The sequence below is a fragment of the Neoalteromonas facilis genome (assembly GCF_002807665.1).
Taxonomy (GTDB): domain Bacteria; phylum Pseudomonadota; class Gammaproteobacteria; order Enterobacterales; family Alteromonadaceae; genus Alteromonas_E; species Alteromonas_E facilis.
The window spans coordinates 1-25,956 of sequence record NZ_PEAY01000011.1; the positions used below are offsets into that span (position 1 = coordinate 1).

18 protein-coding genes, 1 tRNA gene and 1 pseudogene are annotated in these 25,956 nt (G+C 44.7%); 14 read left to right on the plus strand and 6 right to left on the minus strand.

Features of this window, described 5'->3' with window-relative positions; translation table 11 throughout:
• The 3 genes and pseudogenes from CSH93_RS18305 to CSH93_RS17560 form a co-directional block, all read right to left on the minus strand.
• Positions 1–90: pseudogene (locus CSH93_RS18305) on the minus strand (DUF3718 domain-containing protein); the annotation flags it as partial.
• A 132-nt stretch (positions 91–222) separates the two neighbouring features.
• Entirely contained in the window at positions 223–990 is a 768-nt protein-coding gene (locus CSH93_RS17555) for an SDR family NAD(P)-dependent oxidoreductase (protein ID WP_100644674.1), read from the minus strand.
• Between the two features lie 8 nt (positions 991–998).
• Positions 999–1,922: a haloalkane dehalogenase gene (locus CSH93_RS17560; protein ID WP_100644675.1), complete on the minus strand. Its 924-nt coding sequence runs from the start codon at positions 1,920–1,922 to the stop codon at positions 999–1,001.
• A 227-nt stretch (positions 1,923–2,149) separates the two neighbouring features.
• On the opposite strand from CSH93_RS17560, the gene CSH93_RS17565 reads away from it, so the two are divergent.
• From CSH93_RS17565 to CSH93_RS17580, 4 genes are read left to right on the plus strand one after another with little or no spacing between them, the layout of a single operon-like run.
• A complete protein-coding gene (locus CSH93_RS17565) occupies positions 2,150–4,252 on the plus strand; it encodes a 3-hydroxyacyl-CoA dehydrogenase NAD-binding domain-containing protein (RefSeq protein ID WP_100644676.1) in 2,103 nt (700 codons plus the stop codon).
• 26 nt (positions 4,253–4,278) lie between these two features.
• Positions 4,279–5,460: an acetyl-CoA C-acyltransferase gene (locus tag CSH93_RS17570; protein ID WP_100644677.1), complete on the plus strand. Its 1,182-nt coding sequence runs from the start codon at positions 4,279–4,281 to the stop codon at positions 5,458–5,460.
• An 11-nt stretch (positions 5,461–5,471) separates the two neighbouring features.
• Positions 5,472–7,271 carry an acyl-CoA dehydrogenase C-terminal domain-containing protein gene (locus tag CSH93_RS17575; protein WP_100644678.1) on the plus strand — a complete coding sequence of 600 codons (1,800 nt, stop codon included), beginning with the start codon at positions 5,472–5,474 and terminating at the stop codon, positions 7,269–7,271.
• Between the two features lie 8 nt (positions 7,272–7,279).
• Positions 7,280–8,221: an alpha/beta fold hydrolase gene (locus CSH93_RS17580; RefSeq protein ID WP_164078410.1), complete on the plus strand. Its 942-nt coding sequence runs from the start codon at positions 7,280–7,282 to the stop codon at positions 8,219–8,221.
• Between the two features lie 99 nt (positions 8,222–8,320).
• Here the strand turns inward: CSH93_RS17580 and CSH93_RS17585 are convergent, their stop codons facing one another.
• Entirely contained in the window at positions 8,321–8,716 is a 396-nt protein-coding gene (locus CSH93_RS17585; RefSeq protein ID WP_100644680.1) for a DUF3718 domain-containing protein, read from the minus strand.
• Positions 8,717–8,856: 140 nt separating this feature from the next.
• Here CSH93_RS17585 and CSH93_RS17590 point away from each other — a divergent pair, with 140 nt between their 5' ends.
• The 5 genes from CSH93_RS17590 to CSH93_RS17610 all read left to right on the plus strand — a co-directional run bounded on the left by CSH93_RS17590 (position 8,857) and on the right by CSH93_RS17610 (position 17,749).
• The gene (locus tag CSH93_RS17590) at positions 8,857–9,294 is read left to right on the plus strand and encodes an SRPBCC family protein (RefSeq protein WP_100644681.1); all 438 of its coding nucleotides are present in this window, start codon (positions 8,857–8,859) and stop codon (positions 9,292–9,294) included.
• 287 nt (positions 9,295–9,581) lie between these two features.
• Entirely contained in the window at positions 9,582–10,841 is a 1,260-nt protein-coding gene (locus CSH93_RS17595) for a surface lipoprotein assembly modifier (RefSeq protein WP_164078411.1), read from the plus strand.
• Positions 10,831–12,018, plus strand: coding sequence for a FecR family protein (locus tag CSH93_RS17600; protein WP_100644683.1), 1,188 nt, complete (start codon positions 10,831–10,833; stop codon positions 12,016–12,018). The genes CSH93_RS17595 and CSH93_RS17600 overlap by 11 nt, the downstream gene beginning before the upstream one ends.
• 14 nt (positions 12,019–12,032) lie before the next feature.
• A complete protein-coding gene (locus CSH93_RS17605; protein ID WP_100644684.1) occupies positions 12,033–15,494 on the plus strand; it encodes an Ig-like domain-containing protein in 3,462 nt (1,153 codons plus the stop codon).
• Between the two features lie 38 nt (positions 15,495–15,532).
• Positions 15,533–17,749, plus strand: coding sequence for a CHASE2 domain-containing protein (locus CSH93_RS17610; protein WP_100644685.1), 2,217 nt, complete (start codon positions 15,533–15,535; stop codon positions 17,747–17,749).
• A gap of 3 nt (positions 17,750–17,752) precedes the next feature.
• Here CSH93_RS17610 and CSH93_RS17615 read toward each other — a convergent pair whose 3' ends face one another.
• On the minus strand, positions 17,753–19,345 hold the full coding sequence (locus CSH93_RS17615) for an HD family phosphohydrolase (protein WP_240615653.1): 1,593 nt from the start codon (positions 19,343–19,345) through the stop codon (positions 17,753–17,755).
• 217 nt (positions 19,346–19,562) lie between these two features.
• Here CSH93_RS17615 and CSH93_RS17620 point away from each other — a divergent pair, with 217 nt between their 5' ends.
• The gene (locus tag CSH93_RS17620; RefSeq protein WP_100644686.1) at positions 19,563–19,742 is read left to right on the plus strand and encodes a DUF3012 domain-containing protein; all 180 of its coding nucleotides are present in this window, start codon (positions 19,563–19,565) and stop codon (positions 19,740–19,742) included.
• An 81-nt stretch (positions 19,743–19,823) separates the two neighbouring features.
• Here CSH93_RS17620 and CSH93_RS17625 read toward each other — a convergent pair whose 3' ends face one another.
• Positions 19,824–20,726: a LysR family transcriptional regulator gene (locus tag CSH93_RS17625; protein WP_100644687.1), complete on the minus strand. Its 903-nt coding sequence runs from the start codon at positions 20,724–20,726 to the stop codon at positions 19,824–19,826.
• A gap of 140 nt (positions 20,727–20,866) precedes the next feature.
• On the opposite strand from CSH93_RS17625, the gene CSH93_RS17630 reads away from it, so the two are divergent.
• The 4 genes from CSH93_RS17630 to CSH93_RS17645 all read left to right on the plus strand — a co-directional run bounded on the left by CSH93_RS17630 (position 20,867) and on the right by CSH93_RS17645 (position 24,858).
• Positions 20,867–21,325: a MaoC family dehydratase gene (locus CSH93_RS17630; RefSeq protein ID WP_100644688.1), complete on the plus strand. Its 459-nt coding sequence runs from the start codon at positions 20,867–20,869 to the stop codon at positions 21,323–21,325.
• A 205-nt stretch (positions 21,326–21,530) separates the two neighbouring features.
• A complete protein-coding gene (locus CSH93_RS17635; protein ID WP_100644689.1) occupies positions 21,531–24,218 on the plus strand; it encodes a TonB-dependent receptor plug domain-containing protein in 2,688 nt (895 codons plus the stop codon).
• 106 nt (positions 24,219–24,324) lie between these two features.
• Entirely contained in the window at positions 24,325–24,627 is a 303-nt protein-coding gene (locus CSH93_RS17640; RefSeq protein ID WP_100644690.1) for a 4a-hydroxytetrahydrobiopterin dehydratase, read from the plus strand.
• 154 nt (positions 24,628–24,781) lie between these two features.
• Positions 24,782–24,858, plus strand: a tRNA-Met gene (locus CSH93_RS17645).
• Positions 24,859–25,956: the final 1,098 nt, after the last annotated feature.

Here is a 25,956-nt window from a genome sequence, read left to right on the forward strand (position 1 = left end):
CAAAGCCTCGTTAACGTCAGCGTGAGCTGTACCAGAGAAAACGAAAGAAGCGGCAGCGATAGCGATAGAAGTTTTAACTATTTTCAACATGGTTAATTCCTCGAATTAATTAAAAGTTAATGTGTTTGACGAGATGAATTAAAGCCCATGTTGGGTGATTAAAAAACAGCCGAGGTGATACATAGGTATTTTAAATAATACCTTAATCACCCCGTGCTTTAACTACCAAGCCGATACACCACCATCAACGGCAATGGTTTGACCGTTCATATAGGTATTGCCAGGAGACAACATTAACACCATGACGTTAACCATTTCCTGTGGCTCACCAAGGCGCTTCATTGGTGAACCAAATGCCATGCGGGCACGATCTTCGTCAGTATTAAAGCCGTCTACGTTCAATATATTGGTTGGGCTGAAATAGGGGCAAATGGCATTAACGCGCACGTTTTTGCGTCCGTATTCCACGGCGGCTGTACGCGTTAAACCAGCGACAGCGTGCTTAGCCGCGACATATGCACCACCTCTTGGAGCACCGCCAAGACCGGCCATTGAACTCACATTTAGCACATGGCCGCCGCCATTCGCGAGCATTACTGGGATTTGGTACTTCATGCCAAACAGTACGCCTTTAACGTTGACGTTCATTTGTTTGTCAAATACCTCTTCGGTGAGTTCATGTGTTGCGGCTGGATCGTGTGCAATGCCGGCGTTATTAATGGCATAATCAAGCGTGCCGAATTTGCTTACGCCTTGCTTAACCAACTCCGCACAATCTGCTTCTTTTGACACATCATTGCGCATAGTTAACACGCGAGCAGGATCTACAGATAAACCATCTACCGTTTCTTGGAGTCCCGATTCATTGATATCTCCCAACACCAAATTGGCTCCTCTCGCGGCAAAGGCTTGCGCCAGTAAGCGGCCAAAACCACTGGCAGCTCCGGTGATAAGAACAGTTTTATTTTCAAAATTTAATAATGGATCCATACGTTTGCCTATTGATTTAAATGAGTTGGAGTAGCATGTAAAAAAGCAAGAATGATATCGGCGAAAGCTTCGCCTTGATCTTCTTGAACAAAATGTCCGCCTTGCTTAATGGTTGTGTGAGCTTGTCCCTGACAACCGGGAATTAACTTCTGCATTATGGCGTCACCGCCAGCTGTGACTGGGTCAGAATCACTAAATGCGCACAAAAATGGTTTATTGAATTGACGTAAACCTTGCCATGCTTGGCGATTAGCTTCGCTAGCCGGATCATCCGGCGATACCGGTACTAAAGAGGGGAATTGTCTCGCGCCGGCTTTGTACTTTTCTTCTGGATAGGGCGCGTTGTAAGCGTCATAAACGCCTTCAGCGAGAGGTAAAACCGTTGCGCCTTTTATAATGCCTGCAGCAGGAAACTCTTCGACAGTTTGGGAAAACGCTTTCCACTTAAAAAATGCTTCTGGCGGCGGGTGATCGCCAGTAGGTAACATCGTATTTGATGCCACTACACGTGAAAAACGTTCCGGCTGTTCACCGACTAAGCGCAATCCTAATAGGCCGCCCCAATCCTGACATACCAAGGTGATGTCTTTAAGAGCTAGTGTATCTAATAATTGTGTTACCCAATCAAGATGTCTTTGGTAGGTATAATCTTCTCTTTGGGAGGGTTTGTCAGAACGACCAAAGCCTATCAAATCCGGCACGATCACGCGGTAGCCTTGAGCGGTTAGGGGCGTAATCATTTTACGGTATAAATACGCCCAACTAGGTTCACCGTGCTGCATCCAAATCACTTCGCCGTCGCGCGGCCCTTCGTCAATGTAATGCATGCGCAAAGTGCCGCCTTCGAAATCGTCCACCTCAATATAATGAGGGGAAAAGTGATATCCAGGTAGATTGGCAAATCGAGCTTCAGGAGTGCGTAAAGCCTGCATGAGTATGTGTCCAGTTGTGTCCGATGAATAGCTTTTACATGATAGATAGCCTGTTAATCAATGCTCAGAGTTTCAGCAAAATTCTTCAGTTGAGCGCAAGCCCATGTGTGTAAACGGGTTGTTAATAATATTGATTTAATTTATGTAGGATTATAAAACCAATAAACTTCACTGATTAGTCTACAGGTCATACCATGCACACCATGTTGACAATAGTGTGATTAATTATGAGTGAAAATTCTGCGGTTTCTTATTCGGTAAACCAGTCGGTAGCAACACTGGTTATGCACAACCCTCCAGTGAATGCCCTGGGCAAAAGTGTGCGAGTTGGGCTGATTGATGGTGTTGATAAAGCGCTGTCAGATGATTCAGTCAAAGTGATTGTGATTACATCCGACATTGGTTTTTTTAGCGGTGGTGCTGACATCAGTGAATTCTCAACAGGAGATTTCGAACCCAACCTTTCAACCAAGGTACTGCATAAAATTGAGCAATCGCCTAAGCCGGTTATTGCTGTTCTTCCTGGACCGGCTTTCGGCGGTGGCTTAGAACTAGCACTCGCATGTCATTACCGCATAACGCACAAACGTAACAAAGTTGGACTACCAGAAGTTCACCTTGGCATTTTACCAGGGGCGGGCGGTACACAGCGTTTACCTCGCTTGATCCCAGTTGCGCAAGCACTGAATATGATCGTGTCAGGTAAACCTGAGTCAGCAGGTAAGCTATCGGGCTTGTTTGCTGTTATTACAGATACGCCAGAAGAGTTACTTGCGGCTACACAAGATTTTATACAACAGCTAGATCCCGCTGCGGCAATCCCAAGAACCTGCGATATTGAAATTGATATGAGTACGGTGGCGGATGACTTATTTGCTACGTTTGAAGCGGGTACAGCCAAGGCTGCGCGTGGTTTCTTTGCACCGTTTAACTGCATTAAAGCGGTTAAAGCTGCAACAGAACTTGCATTCCCTGAAGGTTTGCAGCGTGAACAAGAATTGTTTATGGAGTGTATGCAAACACCTCAAGCGCGCGCTCAGCAACATTTCTTCTTTGCTGAAAGAGCAGCAGGGCACGTCAAAGACTTTGATAAGCAAACGCCGACCCGTGATATTAAACGTGTGGCTGTTATCGGTGCCGGTACCATGGGCGGCGGTATTGCGATGAACTTTGCCAATGCAGGCATCCCAGTCACCATGTTAGAAATGAAACAAGAAGCGCTAGACAAAGGCCTTAGCGTTATTCGCGGTAACTATGAACGCAGCGCGAAAAAAGGCAAGCTGACTCAGGAAGACGTAGAATCACGCATGGCGTTACTTACCGGTACTACCGAATATGCTGATCTAGCCGATGTTGACTTAGTTATTGAAGCCGTATTTGAAAAGCTAGAAGTTAAACAAACGGTATTTAAAACCCTTGATGAAGTGTGTAAGCCTGGCGCAATCCTAGCGACTAATACGTCAACATTGGATGTAAACCTGATTGCTGACGTGACCTCGCGTCCTGAAGATGTGATTGGCTTGCATTTCTTTTCACCAGCGAACGTTATGAAACTGCTGGAAATTGTCAAAACCAATTCTACTGCTCCAGATGTTATTAAAACCTGTATGCAAATGGCGAAAACGATCAAGAAAGTCGCTGTGTTAGTCGGCGTGTGTTTCGGTTTCGTTGGCAATCGCATGATCGAAGCATATGGCCGTGAAGCGAACCGTCTTATGTTAGAAGGCGCTACGCCAGAGCAGGTAGACAAGGTTATTTATAAATTTGGTCTGCCAATGGGCCCATTCACTATGGGTGATATGGCGGGACTGGATATTGGGTATTTTGTGCGTCAATCACGTCGTGCCTTTATCGAACATGATCCAAGTTACTGCGTTGTTGCAGACAAACTTGTTGAAGACGGTCGTGTAGGACTTAAAGTTGGCAAGGGTGTGTATCTGTATGAAGAAGGTAACCGCCAACCTATCCCTGATGAAACCGTCGTTGAGTTAGCAAAACAAGAAGCCGAACGTTTAGGCATTGAGCGTCGAGAGATCAGTGAACAAGAAATTTTGGAGCGTTGCATTTACCCATTGATCAATGAAGGCGCTTTGATTTTAGAAGAAGGCATTGCTGCCAAGGCCAGCGATATTGATGTGATTTATGTGTATGGATATGGCTTCCCTGTATATCGAGGAGGCCCAATGAAATATGCCGATGAAATTGGTCTAGATAATGTGTTAGCGGCAATGAAGAAATATGAAGACACTTTGGGTGACTATGGTAAAGCGTGGTTTAAACCTGCGCCATTACTCGAAAAGCTCGCTGCCCAAGGCAAGACATTTAACTAATTTAAGACAGTAATCGAGGAATCATCATGCGAAATGCTGTAATTGTATCAACTGCGCGTTCTCCTATTGGTCGTGCGTATAAAGGCGTTTTAAACAATCTTGAAGCGCCATCTTTGGGCGGACATGCAATAGCGGCGGCTGTAAGCCGTGCTAAATTACAAGGTGACGAAGTCGATGATGTCATCATGGGAAGTGCATTAACGCAAGGCTCAGGCTCAATGAATATCGGTCGTTTGGCCGGTCTAGCGGGTGGTTTACCTGTTACGGTATCGGGCATGACGCTGGATCGTCAATGCAGTTCCGGTATGTACGCAATAGCGACAGCGGCAAATAGCATCATGAACGGTGAAACTGACATCATGGTTGCGGGCGGCTTAGATTCTATCTCGCTAGTGCAAAACAAGCACATGAATACATACAGAGCGACTGATCCAGCTTTAATTGCTAAGCATAAAGATATCTATATGCCAATGCTACAAACGGCTGAAGTGGTCTCTAATCGCTATGGTATTGGGCGTGACGCACAAGATGAATACGGATATCAGTCTCAAATGCGTACTGCTGCCGCACAAGCTGCTGGTAAGTTTGACGATGAGATTGTACCTATTACAGCGAATCAGGCCGTTATGGATAAAGCGACGGGAGAGGTTAGCTTCCAGTCGGCAACATTATCAAAAGATGAAGGTAACCGTCCTGAAACGACGTTGGAAGGGTTGCAGAGCCTTAACGCTGTAATCGAAGGTGGTACTATTACCGCAGGTAATGCCAGCCAATTGTCAGATGGTGCGAGCGCGAGCGTCTTAATGAGCGAGGCAGAAGCGGAGCGTCGTGGTCTGCAACCGCTGGGTGTTTATCGCGGTATCGCAGTTGCGGGTTGTGAACCTGATGAAATGGGTATTGGCCCAATATATGCCATTCCGAAGTTGTTGAAGAAACACGGTTTGAGCATGAGTGATATAGGCCTTTGGGAACTTAATGAAGCGTTCGCAGTGCAAGTGCTTTATTGCCGCGATAAATTGGGGATCCCAGACGAATTATTAAACGTAAACGGTGGTGCCATTTCGATTGGCCATCCGTATGGCATGAGCGGAGCGCGCATGGTGGGCCATGCATTGATTGAAGGGAAGCGTCGTGGTGCCAAGTACGTTGTGTGTACTATGTGTATCGGTGGCGGTATGGGTGCTGCCGGGTTGTTTGAAGTTTTATAGGGCGACTGATTATGCAAAATTACAAAGCTCCTCAGCGAGATGCATTATTTAATCTTTATGAATTGTTCGGGTTTGATAAACACTATGCAGACCTCGGATTTGATGAAGTCAGTGAAGATCTTGTTCAGGCTATTTTCGGAGAAGCGGCTAAGTTTTCTGAAAATGTACTAGCGCCAATTAATGCGATTGGTGACGAAGAAGGTTGTACATGGAAAGATGGCGAAGTGACTACGCCTACCGGCTTTAAAGAAGCTTATCAACAATATGTTGAAGGCGGATGGCCGTCAATGACGCATCCTGAGGAGTTTGGTGGTCAAGCATTGCCATACTCACTTGCAACGTCGATTGCGGAATGGTTTTCAGGTGCGAATCACTCATGGGCAATGTATCCAGGGTTGAGTCAAGGCTGTATGGAGACCTTGAAGGTTCATGGTACTGAACAACAGCAAAATATGTTCCTACCAAAACTGGTCGAGGGTTCTTGGACGGGCACTATGTGTTTGACAGAGCCGCATTGTGGCTCTGATCTTGGCATGCTGAAGTGTAAAGCCGAGCCTAACGCCGACGGAACCTATGCCATTTCGGGCACTAAAATATTCATCTCTGCGGGTGAGCACGATATGTCTGACAATATTGTGCATATTGTGTTAGCTCGTTTACCTGATGCGCCTGCAGGCACTAAAGGCATTTCATTGTTCATCGTGCCCAAATTTAATGTCGATGAAAACGGTGAGCTAGGTGACCGAAATGCCGTTGTGTGTGGCTCAATTGAACACAAAATGGGTATCAAAGCGAGTGCAACCTGTGTAATGAATTTTGACGGTGCAACCGGTTACTTGATTGGTCAGCCTAACCGCGGACTAAACTGCATGTTCACCTTTATGAATACAGCCCGTATCGGTACCGGTATGGAAGGTTTATCTGCGTGTGAGGCGGCATTCCAAGGCGCATTGGCTTATGCTAAGGACCGTCTGCAGTTCCGTTCATTGACGGGCAAGAAAAACCCTGACGGACCCGCCGATCCTATCATTGTGCATCCTGATGTTCGACGTATGCTATTGACGCAAAAAGCGTTTAAAGAAGGAAACCGAGCGCTTGCTATCTATTGCATGCAATTGGTTGACGTTACGCTGTATGAAAAAGATGAAGCAAAACGTCAACTGGCTGATGCCAAATTGGCGCTATTAACACCTATCGTGAAAGCGTTCTTAACAGAGACCGCTCAAGAATGTACAAGCTACGGTATGCAAGTGTACGGTGGTCATGGCTATATCAAAGAGTGGGGCATGGAACAATTAGCGCGTGATACTCGCATTTGTACTATGTATGAAGGCACCACGGGTATCCAAGCGATTGACCTATTGGCACGTAAAGTGGTGGGTAGCCAAGGCAAATTGTTAGACGTATTTGTTCAAGAAATCCGCAGTTACTGCGAAGGTTTACGTGATAAGCCTCAATTTAACGCATGGGCCAATGCAGTTGAAAGTCATGTTGATGAATGGCAACAACTGACCAATGACATCATGAAAGCAGCAGCCAATAATCCAGACGAGTTAGGTGCGGCATCAGTTGATTACTTGATGTATTCCGGCTACGTCACCGTTGCTTATTTCTGGTTACGTATGGCGGTTACCGCGCAGGAAAAATTGGACGCTGGTTCGAGTGAAACAGACTTCTACCAAGCGAAACTGCATACCACAAAGTTCTACTTTGATCGTTTGCTTACGCGAACGCGTTCATTGGTATCAGCCATCCATTCCGGCTCTGAAAACTTGATGAGCATGAGTGAAGAGGCATTTTTCCAAGAGTAATGTTACACATGAGTACGCCTCGAAGTGTGCGTTCGTGTTACGTCTCAGTTAAGGGGCTGCGCCTGCATTATCTTATGCAGGCGCCAACCTGTTCTGGGTCCGATGATGTTCCCACCATAATATTCTTACATGGTTTCCCAGAATACAGTGGCGTATGGCAGTCACAGTTAGCTTACTTTGGCACTAAGTATCGGGCTATTGCACTGGATCTGCCTGGTTATAACCTAAGCCAAGGCCCTGAGACACTTGACGGCTATGCTGTACCTAATCTTGTTGCAATAGTGGCTGAGTTCATCAGCGTATTTGCGAAAAATAAACCTGTGTATTTGGTCGCTCATGATTGGGGCGGGGCATTGGCATGGCCATTAACCGCACGTTTTGCGCATTTAATTGAGCGGCTTGTGATTATCAATGCTGCGCATCCGAGTACGTTCACGCGTGAAATGATCATTAATCGCGAACAACGTTTAAAAAGTGACTATATTCACTCATTTTTGCGACCTGATGCTGAAGATGAATTGTCAGCAAATTGCTTTCAAAAACTCTCTGAACACAGTATCCGGCAAGTTCGTGTGCCTTTGACGGATGATGAAGTTGGGCGATTTTACGAGGTTTGGTCTCGTCCGGGTGCGGTTACGCGAATGTTGAACTACTATCGCGCGATGCCGCAACTGTTCCCGCGTGAAGAAGAGACCTCGTCTGACGAGAGTCTAACGGGTTCATCAATAAAAGCATTAACTGATATTCGTATCCCTGAAGTGCATATACCAGTGCCGACATTGGTTTTGTGGGGGGAGCAAGATGCGGCGTTTGATATAGGTGTATTGGATTCACTAGAGCACTATGTTGAGGAATATAAGGAAGTGCGTTTTGCTGAGGCCAGCCATTGGATCCATCATGAAGTGCCTGATGCAATCAACGCTGAAATTGAACTTTTTATATCTGAATAAAGAAGAAAGGCTCCCGAGGGAGCCTTCCGAGGAAGCAGATTTCTCTGCCGACCATGTTGAAACATGGGGGTAGCGCACGACTACCTAAATCATTTTTTATTAGATTCGGTCTGCTAGTACCGCAGCAACAGGATTCGCACCCAAGCCTTGTTCAGTAATCCACGCTTGTAATGTTTTACCGTCAGCTTCTGGCTCAGTTAACGCGCTCTTTGGCATTTTTTTAACTAGTAGCTCACCTGCTTCAACAGCGTTGTTCAAGATAGCAAGGCGGATCAGGCTATTACCGCCACAAGAAACACCTGAGTAGTAATCAGACAAACGAAGGTTGTAATCCGATTGAACCATTTTCATTTTTTTGCGAAGTTCGCCTTTGTCGTCGGCCTGAACGATGTTACAAATATTAGCAAGTGCTTCGTTCACATCAGCGTGAGCAGTACCAGATACGATAAAAGATGCAGCAACAACAGCAAGAGAAGTTTTAACTATTTTCAACATGGTTAAGTCCTCGATTAAATTAAACGTAAATATGTTTGACGAGGATAATTAAAGCTGATGATGACTGTTTGAAAAACAGCCAGTACAATACATAGGTATTATAATTAATACGCTAATACAGCGAGAATATAAGGATAAAAATGTTCAATATTTGCGTTAAGAGAACCGTTAAAAAGCCAATAGAACAAGTGTTTAGCGTGTTTTCTGAGCATGGTAATTATCATCAATTCAAGCCTATAAATGAATCCGAGTTAGTCGAGTTTGGGCACAGCGAAAAGAACGGTGAAGGGGCTTTGCGACGCATTAAAATGAACCCGTTAACCCTATTTGAGCGCATAATTGCCTATGACCCCCCGCATCGACTTGAATATCGAATTGAGAAATCCAGTCCTTTCACCTTTGATCATATAAAGGGGGAAATTAAATTACGCGAAGTGCCCGAGGGGACAGAAGTCATTTGGGAGTCAAAAGGCTATATCAAGGTGCCATTATTAGGGCCTTTGTTGCTTGATCGGATATCTGAACGGCAAGGCACTGCGGGATTTATCAGCATTTTAAATTCCATTGACCAGATGTAAGTTACATCGTTTCAAATATAAAACGTCTTGTTGGCAACGGTCAGGGGCGGCCGCTTGTTCCTTATTGATCACGATGATGTCAAATAGTGTCTATTCAATACCGACACCTGAAGGTAGTGTCTTGTGAAAATAGCTTAATGCTAATGGAATGAATTAATTCGATATTTTCAGCAAACTAGCCGATTTGCTCTATAGTTAAATGACGAGCCATCCAGTGTCGACCTTGTATGCTGTCGAGAAATATCTATAAATCAATAGGAGCATTGTTATGGGGAGTCCTCCTAACAATGCACGTCAATGCATCTGAAAAGGATGTCGTGGCAGAAATTAGGGCATTGCTTGAAAGAGGTCAGAATGATGCGGCCTATTCACTTGCCCTAGCAAACGCTGAAGAGTTTGAAGGTTCACCAGAGTTTGATTTAGCCTATGGGCTCTCAGCAAGGGCAAACGGTGATTTACATACCGCCGTATTTGCCTTTGAACGCGTACTTCAAATAAACCCGCAAGCTCATCAGGGGCGTTTAGCGCTTGGGGTAGCATATTATGAACTCGGGAACTATCAAGCGGCAAAACGTGAACTCACATTTCTCACCAATATACAGGTGAATGATCAAAGCTTCTCGACAACCGTTTCAAGATATTTACAGCGTATTGAGCAGAGGCAAAGCCAACAGGACTCTCGCGTTTCGAGTTTGGTTCAAGTCGGTGTGGGACACGACTCCAATCCTAATAACGGGGTTGAGGACGAGTTTATTGTCATACCGTCAATAGGGACAGTGACACTGTTTGATGAAAGTGTCGAAAGTGACAGCATGTTTATTGACGTTATGGGGGCGGTTTCATATGCAAGCCCACTTGATCAGCACAGCAGTTGGTACGCATCGGGCTCTGTTACACATGCAGAGTATGAGGATGAGATTGCTCTGAGTCGTACCTTTATGATGGGTAGCTTAGGCTATCGCAGATCTTTTAATGACTATCAGTTCGATGGTGCAGTGTTCTATCGCCCATTGAGGTTGGATGGCGATGCATTTCTTGATTATTACGGTGCATTGATTGCACTGGAAAAGCCTATTGCAGATACATACTCAGTGGGACTGAGCGTACTGTACTCAAATGAAGATTACAGTGAACAGCAAGGGTTTGATAAAGACCAATTTGTGTCTTTTCTTACCCTACAAAAAGCGCAAAAGACGGGGCGTCACAAGGTTGATGTTCGCTATGGATTGGAGCAAGTGTCTGAGGCCCAAGATTTTCTCGAGCGCACACTGTGGGGATTAAGTTACGAATGGTTTCAAAGACTTTCAAGCCAGTGGGAATATCGTTTGTCATTGGAATATACCGATTCTGATTATCAAGGTGTCCACCCTCTATTCTTAACCAAACGCGAAGATAATTTTCTTCATGGACAGGCTGTGGCGACGTATCGGTTAAGTAAGCAGTGGTCTCTGTTAGGAAAAATAAGTTATCTCGATAACGATAGTAATATTGATATATACCAGTATCAGCGCGTCAAAGTCTGGTTAGGAGCAAGTTATGAATTTTAATCATGCGATGAGCTGGGCTATTCGCCTTGGTGGCTGCGTACTATTGCTATTGGCCAGTTCACTTAGCCTTGCTCAAAACTCAGCGGGCAAAACGATCATGGCGAAAGGCGAAGTAACGGCAAGTAGTAGTGAAAAGGATACTCGGGCACTTGCGCGGCGGTCTCCCGTGTTTATTGTCGATAATGTAACAACTGGGCAAAAGAGCGCCGCGCAGTTACGCATGATTGATGGAGGATTATTATCGCTGCAGCAACAAACAGAATTAGCTATCGCTGACTATGACTTTGATCAGAATACTCAGCAAGGTCACGTCGATATGTCGCTACTTAAAGGTGGGTTACGCACAATCACCGGTGCACTACAAGCCTCACCTGATACATATCGATTGAAAACGCCTATAGCCAGTATCGGTGTTAGAGGCACACATTATGAAGCAGAGCTTGCGGACGGTGATTTGTATCTTGCTGGTTGGGAAGGAATTATTGACGTCAGTGTTGATGCTACCGGCAATCAGTTTTCGTTAGGGCCGGATCAGGACTACCGTTTCGCCATCGTGAGACAGGATGGGACGGTTCAGTTTTTAGTCAATCCTCCCACGCAATTTACGCTCGGGCACAGTAACGATTTATTCGATATTCCAGCAGGCGAAAGAAGTGATGAAACGCGATTGGCCTTCATCACTCCTATAAGCGCCCCAGTACTAGATCCGACAGTTAGCTCTGGTGCGGAAGAGGCGGACATACTAGGGGAAACGTTCATTGATAACGACCAATTAGTGGCGCGCGTTTTGCCACCCGAAACGGGGGTTTCAAGAACAGGGACTGCCACTTTCGATCACCTTTCTGACGCTAGTTTCACCAGCAGTAACGGCAGTGTATCGGATCTCAATATGGCAATGACCGTCAATTTTGACACCGCCAGTGTGCCGACTGGGAGTTTGTCATTTACAGATTCCCAAGGGGAATGGTTCGCAGCATTTAATGGTTTAATCAGTGCGAATGATTTGGATTTAAATATTAACTTTGCTTCGCACAATAATCAGTTGGCAGATGGCAATATCAGCGGCTTTTTTACAGAGGATGCAACCAGCATATTTGGCAATGTAGAACTATTTGAAATTAATAGTCCGAACACCCGTGCAGGTGGATCTTTTATTCTGACAGAACGCTTTCCGTAATAGGTGAATGATCAATGAAACCTTTTACTTTATTAGTTACACCCTTCGTCCTTGCATTACTTACTGCATGTGGCGGCGATGGCAATGGCAACGTTGCGCCTGACGCGCTTACGCCTATCAATCCTGAACCCCCGGTGACAGGTTCATCGACCAATGCATCTGGCAACTTGACTATCCCCGTGGGTTTTTCCGCACAGCAGGGGAACCCTGTCATTGACGTTTTGGCTGAAAATAATGATGGGATCGCCAAAGTGTCACTAAGATTTAGCGACGATGGCAGTGAGCATGAGCTATGTAGTTCGCAGAGTACCTGTGGTGTGGATTATTTCGAAGATAGAGTATCAGGTGTGAATCCTGGTATGTACGGTGCTGAGCCTGGCAGTATTAATGTGTCTCTTGTGGTTACGGATTCTTTGGGGCAATCAGATGTTGTCGATACGCTCTCGCTAAATTGGCAACCGCCACAAATAACGGGTGTAACGGGCGCAAGACAGAACAATGATTCGGAAATTCAAATCTCATGGGCGTTGAACCCAAATATCTTGCGTTACAATCTTTACTTAGCCTCCCAATCAGGCGTGAATCAATACAGCTATCAGCAATTGCCGGACGGCCAAGCATTGTTAGCGGTTGAATCGCCCCCTCAGGTTTTTACTGGCCTTGACCCCTTCGTATCATATTACGTCCTACTCGCTGGCGTAGATGGTAGTGGTGAAAGTACATTCATGGATGAGTTGGTATTTCCTGCGCGAAACGTAACGCCGAATAATCCGCCCGTTGCGAATAATGATGCAGCTCAAACTGACGAAGACCAAGCCGTTCTAATTGACGTGTTACAAAATGACAGTGATAGCGACGGTGATCCGTTAACAATAGTAGATGCGTCTGCCAGTGCGGGCATTGCCGAAATCCAATCCGGTGGAATACTGTTTACACCTGCACTGAATGAACATGGCACAGCAACGCTTACTTATATGATCAGTGACGGAAACGGCGGTACAGCAAGTGCGTCAGTCAATGTCACTATTCTTCCAGTCAATGATAATCCGGACGCGGTTGATGATAGTTTTACCAGTGATGAGGATGAATTGACTGAACTTGATGTATTACAAAACGATACCGACGCAGACGGTGACAGTTTAACCATCACATCGGTTTCAGCTAACGAAGGTACTTCTGATATTCAGAATGGGCTAGTGGTCTACGAGCCTCCTGTGAATTTTAACGGCGAGGTTATACTCGATTACATTATCAGTGACGGTCAGGGCGGTGTCGGCAATGCGACCGTGATATTGGATGTCTTACCTGTAAATGATGAACCGGTCGCAGTCGATGACAGTGCAACAACTGAACAAGATATCAGCGTTAATATTGACGTGTTAGCCAATGACACGGATGTGGACGGAGACCCTATCGTCATAGATAGCGTATCGAATGGCTTAGGTAATGTAACCATTGAGTCAGACAATACACTAACCTATGTGCCTCAATCTGGTTACATCGGTGCTGATAGCTTTTCTTATGATATAACAGATGGAAATGGCGGGTTTTCAACGGCGCAGGTCATCGTAACTATTGGCGCTGCGTCTCGCGCGCCGATCGCCAATAATGATGAGTACATTGCGCTTGAGAACCAGCTGTTAACTGTGCTGCCCGCGCAGGGGGTTATGGTCAATGACGCCGATCCTGATGGTGATAGTATTGTGGTTGATACTACGCCGGTAACCGATGTTAGCTTTGGAACGCTAGTGCTCGTAAGTGATGGCAGTTTTACTTATCAACCCAACACGAACTTTACTGGAACAGACTCATTTGTGTACCAGATCACAGATAGCACGGGATTGACCCAAAGTGCATTTGTGTCAATCGAAGTACCGTCGATCCCGGCCAATTTGAGTGGCCAATCCAGTTCTATTACAGGTGATTTGTTTTACATGGGGTTAGGGGAAACCTCATCAGGAAATGGCGTTGGTTCTGGACGCTACCGGATAGGTGAGTGCCTGCAGGAAATTCATACTGTGTGTGTGATGAGAGGGCAATACGCTGAATCATCCACAAGTGGTAAAACCCCAAATGAATCGGGTACTTATGCTTTTGTACAAAAGTATCAAGGTGTTGGAGATTCGCCCGTCATAGCCATTTCAGAGACTCCGGGAAGCAATAATCTCAACTTTATTGATGTGGGAGGAGCGGTGTTTGAACTGTATTTATTCCCCGACAATGGCGGGCGATACAGTTTGCTTTACCCTGATAACCCAATAGGTGATTCATTAAATTTTGGAGCGTTTATCACTAGCTTTCAATTCTGCAATGGGCTGCCGGCCGGTGTTCCTTGTAGCATTGGTGAAGTAGGCTTGTATCCAGGTGCAGATTTAACTGGGCAACTCGATCGGATTGAATTCACCCAAGCGGGTGAGGCACTGGTGAAAGATAGAAATGGCTCTCCTCGGGCTGAAATGGATTCTTATTCTACGGCGGTTGATACACCGTTAGTTATCTCTGCACCGGGGTTTGTTGACAATGATAGCGACCCCAACACCGCTATTTTTGGCGATTCACTAGAGACTATATTGCAGTTTAGCCCTAGCATCGGCGGACTAGCCTCTGTTGGCCTAGATGAATTCCGTCAGTATGTTTACACCACTAGTTTCACCGGCAGTTTTATCGCTATCAACAATGCAATTGGCTCGTCTATGGGCAGCATCTCATTGCCATTCAGTAACAGTGGCAACATAGACATTGAAGTTGCACCAGAAGCACTGCAAATCGCCGGCAATACAGTACCGCAAGGGACTGTGTTAGTCATTAATGGCGGTAGCGGTCCCGCAACAATCTATGCGCTTGATATTACCACGGGCACGACGTTAGCAACATTGAATACGGCAGTGGGAAATGGTGATGTTGTGGGTGGTGCATATAATCCGATTTCGAAAACATTCTTTCTGCTTCAGCAATCGCAAACGAGTTCGGGAGAGCCTATTGTTTCTGAAGTAGACCCACTGTCTGGTGCAATATTGACGCAAATTACCGGGGTGTTTACTGATCTACAGTTTTACGTGACCCATGGTGATCTCGATGTTAACAATCAAACGGGCACTTTCTACGTATTAAGCAGCACGGAAAGTCGATTACTGGAGTTGAACAAGGATGGCAACCACCTGCGTACATTGCCTCTGCCGAGTTCGTTGTCCGTGTTGTCAGGCCTGGCTGTTAATATTAATAGCGATGAAGTATGGGTAAGCAGCAATGATGGGAATGTTTATCAATTACTGTTCCAAAATAAAGGTGTTTTGCCCTTCTTAACCGCAGAAATTGTCGTGCCTCCGTTGTATGGTACATTAGATGCGAGTCGTGACGGTGCATTTACCTACACGCCCGACAGTGGTTTTATCGGCGATGATATTTTTACCTATCAGATTACGGATGACAAAGGAAAGACAAGTTTAGCCAATGTACTGATTTCGGTAACTAACTAATTAGATGGGCAGAGTAGTCGTTAGTATGGTATCGAAGCATGGCAATTTCTAAGACGCCGCGAGAAATATTGGGTTTCAGCGGCCTGCGTGCCGCTGTGTCATGCGCCATATTGCTGCTTACAGTGTTTCTGCAATTTTTTACTTCGAATACTATTTTAAATCGGCTCGATGGGATCGGGTACGACGCAAAGTTGAGCTATGCACCGCCGATCCCCGAATCGTTAGCCAACATTCAAGTTGTCGATATCGATGAGCGCACATTGCTGGAAGTTGAGCGCATGCCATGGCGAAGGAATTTGTATGCTCAACTAACCGACAAACTTACAGAGCTGGGTGCAATTGTCATTGTTTATGATGTTTTGTTTTCAGAGCCACAACCCAACCCCGCGGAGCCCGTACTCGATTCATTGATGAAAGAAGGGCGGCTTCCTGGCAATCAAGCGAATGATGCAGAGCGTATTTTACGTGAATTTGACTATGACATGACATTCGCGCGCAGTATCGGACAAAATGAAATTGTCTTAGGTACATTGCTGCACCAACAATCTGATATTCGAAAAGGAATACTCAGTAGACAGTCGGTTCAGCAGGAGACGTTTGCCACGATTGACCGTGTTTACCAGTATGAAGGGTATTCAGGCGTCATTGCACCACTAGCAAGTGCGAGTGCGGGCCAAGGCTTTATGAACTCTGTAGAGGATGCTGACGGATTTGTCAGGCGCTCGGCTTTGGTTGCTAAAGTTGGTGATACCTATTACCCCTCACTCGCTGCAGAGGCATTCCGCGTTTATAGCTTGGTTGAAACAATAGAGCCTCAATGGGAGACAGCTGGAAATGAACGTTTTTTGTCAGGCGTCAGATTTGGTAACCAGATAATACCGACTGACAATCAAGGGCGTGTACTTATCCCCTTTAAGGGGCGTCAAGGTACTTACCCTTATACCTCGGCAGTGGATGTTCTCAAAGGAACTATAAGCTCGTCAAAATTTGAACAGGCTGTGGTTTTTATCGGTACTTCAGCCTCTGGGCTAGCTGATTTGCGTGTAACACCGATGGCAGTTAATTTCCCAGGCGTTGAGATCCACGCAACAGTATTTGAATCTCTATTTGCACCGGAACGCTTAATATATCGCCCAGATTGGTGGGAAGGCGCGCTAGCACTTCAACTTGTATTGATCACAGTGGTTATCGTGTTGGGGTTTTCGTATTTAGGCCCTGTGACAATGAGCTTGGCTTCAGTGTTAATGCTTGTCCTTACAATTTGGATGAATCTATTTTTCTGGCAACAGTTTTCGATTGATCTGCCGATTATTTCCCCGCTCATCCTCACCGCGTTTTTATCCATTCTGTTTATTATCTCTGGCTTCTTATCCGAGGCTAAGCGGCGTCGACAGGTTAAAGCCATTTTCGATCAATATGTGCCGCCTGCGCATATCGATGAGCTTTTGACCAGCAATGACAATTCGCTGGCAGGGGAAAAACGTGAGCTTACGGTTATGTTTAGTGATATTCGAAGTTTCACCACTATCTCTGAGTCGATGGCCGCTCATGAGTTGAAACAATGGCTAAATCAGTTCTTTTCCCCGATAACCAAAGTGATTTTTGAAAATGATGGCACTATCGACAAATATGTTGGCGATATGGTCATGGCTTTTTGGGGGGCACCGCTTAACGATCCTGAACATGCAAATAAAGCTGTGAAAGCCGCGTTTGACATGATTAAAGCGTTAGAAAGTTTGAACAAGCAGTTTAGTCGCGCAAACCAGCCTGAGGCGAACATTGGTATTGGACTGAATACCGGCGAGATGAACGTTGGCGACATGGGGTCAGATTATCGTCGAGCCTATACGGTTATTGGTGACGCAGTAAATTTAGGATCGCGTTTGGAGGGACTCACAAAATATTATGGTCTGAGTATTTTGGTCAGCGAAGAGACGTGCAAGCAAGCCACTAAATTTCAATTTTTAATGATTGATAAAGTGAAAGTAAAAGGAAAGCACAAGCCCGTTACCATCTATACACCATTGCAAATATCAGAAACGCATTCGGATAATGCATTGGACCAAGCATACTCAGAAGCGTTGCAACACTACTTCGCGAGTGAATTCGATACAGCCTTAGTACAATTCACGGCATTGAAAAATACTTATCATTTACCAGTTGTGGTGGACTTGTATATAGAGCGTTGTCACTTCTTTATTCAAAACCCACCCCCAGAAGACTGGGACGGTAGCTTTACGCACACGTCGAAATAAGTTTTAGCTAGCGAAGCCCGGAATTTCCTCTAACGGCAAGTCATCTATTTGTTCCGGTTTTAAAAACTTCTCGGCGTATGAAAGGTGTACTTTCTGTTTTACAAACACCTCAAAAAGATCAGGATCAATATGATCACCCAGTTTCATTCTGCCCATGATGGTTAAACATTCACTTAGTTTTTTCCCTTCTTTATACGGTCGGTCACTTGCCGTCAAAGCTTCAAAGATATCGGCGATTGCCATCATCCTGGCCGGTATGGACATCTGATCACGGGTTAAGCCTTTAGGGTATCCGCTGCCATCCATTTTTTCATGGTGACCGCCAGCAAATTCTGGCACGCGTTGTAAATGTTTAGGAAAGGGCAGAGACTCTAGCATTTCAACGGTAATATCCATGTGACGGTTAATAATATCGCGCTCTTCGTTGTTTAACGTACCTCTGGCAGTCCTGAGATTGTAGATTTCATCTTCGCTTAAAAGCGCTGTAGTGTCGCCGTCAACATTGAGTGTTAATGATCGACCGATGTTTTCTAATCGTTCTTGATCTGATGCATCCATAAACTCGCCACCAGTATTGGCGTTTGTCACAAATGTGAGATCATCCTCAAGCTGAGTTAGCGTGGCATCTAATGCTTCTTTCAACGCAGTCTGTTCGGCTGCACCATCAGCGTTAGCCAATTTTTTATAGTACTCAATTTCGGCATCACGTTTGGCAATTTCAAAGCGAGTTTTAACCAATTCAATTCGGTCGAATATGGTTTCCAGCTTTTTCGACTTATCCATAATGTATTCTGGGGTGGCGACTTTTCCGCAGTCGTGGATCCAGCCTGCTAGATTGAGTTCATGACGATCTGCATCCGACATTTTAAAATCAGCCAGAGGCCCTTCATCATGCCTATGCACCGCTTCTGCAATCATCATTGTCAGTTCTGGGACTCGGCGACAATGCCCACCGGTATACGGAGATTTTTCGTCGATTGCCTTAGCAATAAGTTGAGTAAAAGACTGGAATAAGGTTTCCATTGCATCTATCAGTTGACGGTTGGTTAACGCAACCGACGCTAATGATGCCAAAGCAAGAACCGAGCGTTGGACTGTTGGTGAAAAGGGAATAATGCCGGATCCATCTTGTGCATTGATCAATTGAAGTACACCATTTACGTCACCTTCATGGTTGATCATGGGGATGGTGAGCACCGATTTGGTTCGATAATCATGCTCTTTATCCAATCGACGGGCTTTTTCAACATCGAATTCGCTCGATTCATACACATCGTCGATATTGATCACTTCATTGTTTGCCGCTGCATATGCAACTATTGCATGTGCGTTAACCTGGCCATTTTCAAACATTGGGATGGGCTCGAATTGTATAGGTTCACCAGTAGAACCGCCCCAATGAAGCTTTAAACTATCATTGATCAGGGTATCGAATATCAGTTCTTTATTGTCGTTGACTGAATAAATGGTGCCGCCATCAGCATTAGATAAATGCTTTGCTGCTAAGAGAATGCTTTCTAATAATTTTGCGGTATCTTTCTCAGTGGAGAGAGCGATACTGACATTTAGCATTTCATCTAATACCTGATTGTTCACAGGCTTACTCCTTTGCAATCACTGTTGTGCCGTTCGAATACTGAATACGCTAAGCATATTGTTTACCATTAAGGATAGGCCATATTCAACGAACAAGTGGAATTCACCGATTTTATTTGATGTTTACGAGATTGAAGCACAATAGCAATCATACGTTGATCAAATGTTTGCTTCACTTTAAAGTGATTGTCTATTAGCAGGTATAAAGGACGATTAAATGAAATATAAAATCATTGCTGTGTTAGCAGCTGTATTGTTTGTCACGGCGTGTGCGCCAGAAGTGGGCAGCAAAGAGTGGTGTGAAGATCTGCAAGAAAAACCGAAAGGTGATTGGACTGCTAACGAAGCCAAAGATTATGCATCACACTGCATTTTCAGAGATGATGATGAGGAATAACATTACTTGTTAATGCTATTTTAGAACATAAAAAAGAGCCAGCAATGCTGGATCTTTTGGTGTTTGGGGTACTGAAATGTTCTAGTGTGGGCCGTAGGCTTTAGCGACTTCAGCAATTTGCTCACGCATCCACAGGAGCGCATGATCATGGTCAGCGCTGACATGCCAATATAAGAAGTATTCAACTTTAGGGACTTCAAGCGGTAACTCATAAATCGCTAAATCGTAATGTTTGGCCAAATGATAAGGCAGACAAGCGATCAAATCCGTTTTCACGATCGCGCTTGGTACCGTTAAGAAATGCTGGCCACGCATAATAACCTTGCGCTTTTTACCAATTTTGTCGAGTTCGATGTCGATTGGGCCGGCACCGGTTTTCCGATGCGACACATTAATATGGCCAAGACGTAAAAAGGTTTCTAGATCTAAGCCATTTCGCAAGGCTGGGTGATTCTTTCTGGCAATTGCAACAAACCTATCCCGAGCAATTAATTGCTTACATAAATGTGGATCGGTAAATGTTGAAGCGTCAGCAAAAAAATCCAAGCTACCGTTTGCCATCGCGGAAACTACTTGGCTTCGTGCTATTTCGTAATTGGTAAGCGTAACGTTTGGTGCAACGTTTTGTAGTCTGACCATTAACCGCGGCATGATGCTAACCTCAAGCAAATCGCGGCTAGCGAAATTAAACGCCTTTTCTGAGACGGCAGGATCAAAGGTGTGACTCTGCTGGACACTTTTACGGAGAAGTCCAAGTGCCTGTCGCGCGGGTACTATTATGTTTTGCGCAACGGGCGTTGGCGTCATACTGTGTCCGGTGCGCACAAATAAAGGATCATTTAGCATTTCTCTTAGCCGTGCCAGAGAGTTACTAACAGCTGGTTGAGTAATGCATAAAACGTCAGCGGCTTTAGTTAGGCTTCCTGCGGTATAAATTGCGTCGAACACTGCAAATAGATTTAGATCGATACGATTTAGATTCATAGCTAGTTAGAAATCCAAGTTAAATTAACTTCGAAAAGTTAACATATTTTGTTATTAATAAACATTATAGAAGGTGATTTGAAATATTCAGGTAATTGATAGTATAAATTTGTAAGCTAATCTCATTTTGTGGAGTAAATATGAACAAAACATTGCTGGATATGAATGTAAGTGATGAGTTGCCAGTATCCGAGTGGACTACAATAACGCAATCGATGATCAATACATTCGCGGATGCAACGGGTGATCATCAGTGGATACACGTTGATGCAGAACGGTGTGCAAAACACAGCCCCTTTAAACAACCCATTGCGCATGGTTTTTTGTCTGCATCTCTTATGCCTAAGGCCTTTGAACAGGTGGTCCCCGCACATGAAGAGATTGCTTCAGTGCTCAATTATGGTATCAATAATCTTCGCTTTCTTGAGCCTGTAAGAGTAAACGACAAAGTCCGTTATGCATTTAAAGTGGCTGCGATAGAACAAAAACCAATGGGTAAACTGTTCACATTTGATTGTGCTGTTGAAATAGACGGAAGAGAAAAACCCGCACTGGTTGGCCAGTTTTTGATGTTAGCGGTGATACGTTCTGTCGCGTAAGTATGTGACCCCATTTGCTTTTTCTGGTCAGACCATCTAGTTTGCTAATGTTAACATATAAGCAACATGGAATTTACATTATCCAAAGTTAGGCCTACTATTTCAGAGGTGTACGAAAAAAGTACACCTCTAACAATAATGTAAAGACCACTTCAACATGTTTTGACCGGTTTGTTGATAGCGGTCGGACTATAGGGGACACATAATGAAGTTAACCACTCGCAAAACGGCTTTGGCCGCATGCGTGGCAGCCCAGTTTATGCTGGCGCCAAATTTAGCCGTAGCACAAGACCAAGATTCTCAACAAGCCGAAGAAAAAGATTTCGAACTGATTATGGTGACCGGTAGTTTCGTTCGTCGTAGCGAAAACTTTGAATCGCCTTCTCCATTAGCGGTCGTTGACAGCGTATCGATTGATTCAATTGGTGCGAAAAATATTGCGGATATTACACAAACGCTAACAATCAACACGGGTGCTCAAAATAACCCTGACGCGTTTACGCAAAACGCGACAGCGGGTACATCAAACATCAACTTGCGTGGTTTAGGTGTTGCATCAACGCTCGTGCTACTTAACAACAAACGTCAGGTTGTGAATGCTCAACCGACTAACGACGGCTTGAACTTCGTTGATACTAGTTCATTAGTGCCAATGATCGCCATTAACCGCATGGAAGTGATTAAAGATGGTGCTTCTGCACTTTACGGCTCTGACGCGGTTGCCGGTGTTGTTAACTTTATCACGAAAAAAGATTACGAAGGCGCGAAGGTAACATTTGATTATCAAGATGGCGCACATGGCGATAACAAAGAATATATCTTACAAGGTCTTTGGGGGACTGTAGGGGATAACGGTAGCATGATGGCTGCTATCAGCTACACAAACCGTTCACCGCTATTTATCTCTGACCGTCGTTTATCACGTCCTCAAGACGATACTAGTTCACTGGGCAACCCAGGCGCTTACTTCTTAGGCGGTTTCCCTTTCATCGATCCGACAGGCTGTGAGTCGCAAGGTGGATATCCAACATTGCTCGCACCACCGGGAACAGTTCCTGGACTCAACGTTGGTTTTTGTGGATTTGATTTCGGGCCTTACTACTCATACGTTCCAGATGAGACACGTGTGACTGCATACGTGAAATCTGAGTATCAGCTAACTGATGATATCTCGTGGACCAATGAAATCAGCCTTGCACGTAACCGTGCAGAGCGTGGTGGCGCACCGAGCTTCCCAATTCTGACATTGCCTACGGTACCTGCAACTCACCCAAGCAATCCGTTTGGTGCACCGGTACAGTTCTTTGGACGTGCAGAAGGTAACGGTTTCGCAGGTGACCCAGCAAACACTGAGTCAGATACTTTCCGCTTTAACACTACCTTTACAGGTGAGCTAGAAAACGGTTTCTGGGAGTTAAGTTACACGAACGCAACTAACGACTTCCTATTCCAAGTAGAAGATGTGCTAAATACCGAATTCCAATTAGCGCTTAACGGCTTGGGTGGTTCACGTTGTAATCCGGTTACAGGAACGCCTGGTGTTGGTGATTGCCAATACTTTAACCCGTTCGCAACGTCTTACTCAGTGTTGCCAAACTCTCAATACGTAGTGGACTCGTTCACTGGTAAGCAAGTGATTGACTCTAAGTCTGACATTCAAGTGGTAGAGGGTTTTGCTTCACTGGATGCATTTGATATGGAAGGTGGCATTGCCGGTATCGCACTTGGTTTGCAATACCGTGAAGAGAAGCTTCGTTCAGATTATGATGAGTTATCTAACCAAGATAGCTTTACCTTCGTAATCGGTAACCCTGATTTTGAAGGTAAGCTTGACGTTTGGGCGGCATTCGCAGAAATGGCGTTACCAGTCTCAGATAACTTAGATATTCAGTTAGCCTTGCGTTACGAAGATTACGGCGGTGCTATCGGTGATACTGTTGACCCTAAAGTGGCATTCTCATGGCGTGCGACGGATGATTTCTCAATGCGAGCGTCTTGGTCTACGTCATTTAGAGCGCCAACGGTATTCCTACGTAACGGTGGTGCAACAACACTTCAGCAGCTAAATGATCCATTGTTTGGTGGTGCGACAGCATTTGCTGCAGTGCGTTCATCGGGTAACGAAAACCTGAAACCTGAAGAGTCGACAGCCTACAACATTGGTTTCTCTTTTGAGCCAGTAGACGATTTATCCATTGAGGTAGATTACTGGAACTTCAGCTTTGACGATTTGATTATTCAACAGAACGCGCAAGCGTTGTTGAATGCCGATCCTCAAAATACTGACGTGGTTATTCGTGCAGGTGATCCTCTAAACGGACCTCTACTGCAAGTGCTTAATACCTACGTAAATGCGAGTGCATTGGATACGGCAGGTATAGATTTAGTCACTAGCTATAAGATCCGCAGTGATATCGGTACATTTACACCAAGCATTAACGCAACCTACATAATGGATTATGAGTTAACTGACCCACAAGCTGGTGTCATTGATGGTGCAGGTCGTCGTAACTTTACTAATATCGGTACGTCTTCACCTGAGTTACGCGCTAACTTTGGCTTGAATTGGCAGAACGATATTCACAGTGCAAACGTGTTTGTACGTTACATCAGTTCATATGATGACGATCAAAACTGTGCGAGTGGCACTTTAAATCCTGGTAGCTGTCCAGATGGATTTAAAGAAATTGATAGCCTAGTGACAGTTGATGCTCAGTACAACATCAACTTAGGTGCAGTGCTAGATACTGAAACTGACTACTTGTTAACTATTGGTGGTATCAACTTGTTTGATAAAGAGCCACCTCAGGTGTTCACTAACAGTGGTTTTGATTCGAAAGTGCACGATCCTCGTGGTCGTCAAATCTACGCTCGAATTGCTGTCGAATTCTAATTCGTTAGCTTTTCTTGACAGTCACAAGCCCGGTTTTTACCGGGCTTTTTTATCAGGTGCGAAAAAATTTGTTCTAATATCAGAAATAAAAATAAGGAATCAAAAAATGGCTGAGAAGTTATCACATGAACAAATTCTAAAGGCATTAGAAGAATTAAATGCGTCATTAGAGCCGTCTGAGCACTGGGTGTTAGAGGGCGATAAAATTGTAAAGACGTTTACGTTTAAAAGCTTTATTCGTGCATTTGGCTGGATGTCGCAAATCGCTATTTGGGCAGAAAAGCTAAGACATCACCCCGAGTGGTTTAATGTGTACAACAGAGTTGAAGTGGCACTAACAACTCACGATGTTGATGGTTTAAGTGATTTGGACTTTACCCTTGCTGGGAAAATGGAAGCGTTTAAATAAGCTTTTCTCCTATAAAACTAGACTTAAGGGCGCTGGTTGATGGATTTATGACCGAACAGTCATCTTTTTGTTAAACAGCGCTTGCGTGTAAGCAATCCCTATGTATAATACGCCCCACTTGACGCGGTAAGCATCCGCTTCAAACCAGAACAAGCGCGGGATGGAGCAGTCTGGTAGCTCGTCGGGCTCATAACCCGAAGGTCGTAGGTTCAAATCCTGCTCCCGCAACCAAACATAACGCCCTGATTTATCAGGGCTTTTTTGTACCTGAAATGCGTCAAAATTTTCTCGATTTTTCACTTTTGGGCACGCGGTGCCCAAAACGTGCCCATTCTGTGCCCACGATTTTTTCAAAATCGTTCAATAATTGTTCAAATTGACCTTCGGGATACGTGCCCAACGCGACCTTCGGGCTAAATTTGAGCCGTTGCCCGAAGGTCAAAATTGATGACCTTCGGGCTTTTTGTGCCCAAAAGTAATTTTAAAGACCGTCATGGTCCTAAATTTATATTTAAACTCGGCTTATGTTGTGATTGCTTTATGACATTTACTGTAAGGGCAATAATACTTGCAGTTGCCCTGTGTTCAAGAGTCTTATACTCGATGGTGTTCTTCTTGGGTATATCTAGGATATTTTGCTAGTCTTTTTAAGTGAGTAGTGCTGAGTATTCTAATGACTGAAGATACGTTCATTTTTCTAATTTTGATGGGCTTTTTGACTGTGATGTTCTCAGCAGCTGCGCTATATGCACGTTTTAAAATTAAGCGAAAAGATAAAAGCTAATAACTCCAGATCTGTGTAGGGCACTAACGGCGGCTAATTTGAAACTTGATAGCGCATTCAAATGAGCAGGCGATTGATATATCTACTGTTTTTAAAACGACCTTTAGTATATGACACGTTTGCGATATTACAGCGCATGCCGCTATTGTAGGCGCTTTAGCAAAAGGCTTTAGAACAAATGTGTAGAGTGCTTAGTTCATGGAGATATATTTTCTACCAATAAGCCGATGAAGGCATTTCAGTCGATTAGGGGGCTTAATCAACAATTGAATTAACCATGTATCCATCCTATTGAATTTATGGTGACAGCTCGTTAGAAAAGGATTTACTCCCTTAGTTTGTACAAAGCTGGGATCTCTTTTGTACTTCCTTCAGTCCGTCATCCTGACGAAAGTGAAGATCTGCTTGGTACGTAAAGCGGACCTTCACACAATGATTTTCCATATACAAGGTCTGTAGACTAACACCACGAACAACTGCACACCGAAATGTCAATCTTTGGCAAGGAAGCCATTGCTAGCGGCTCACATACAAACCTATCAAAC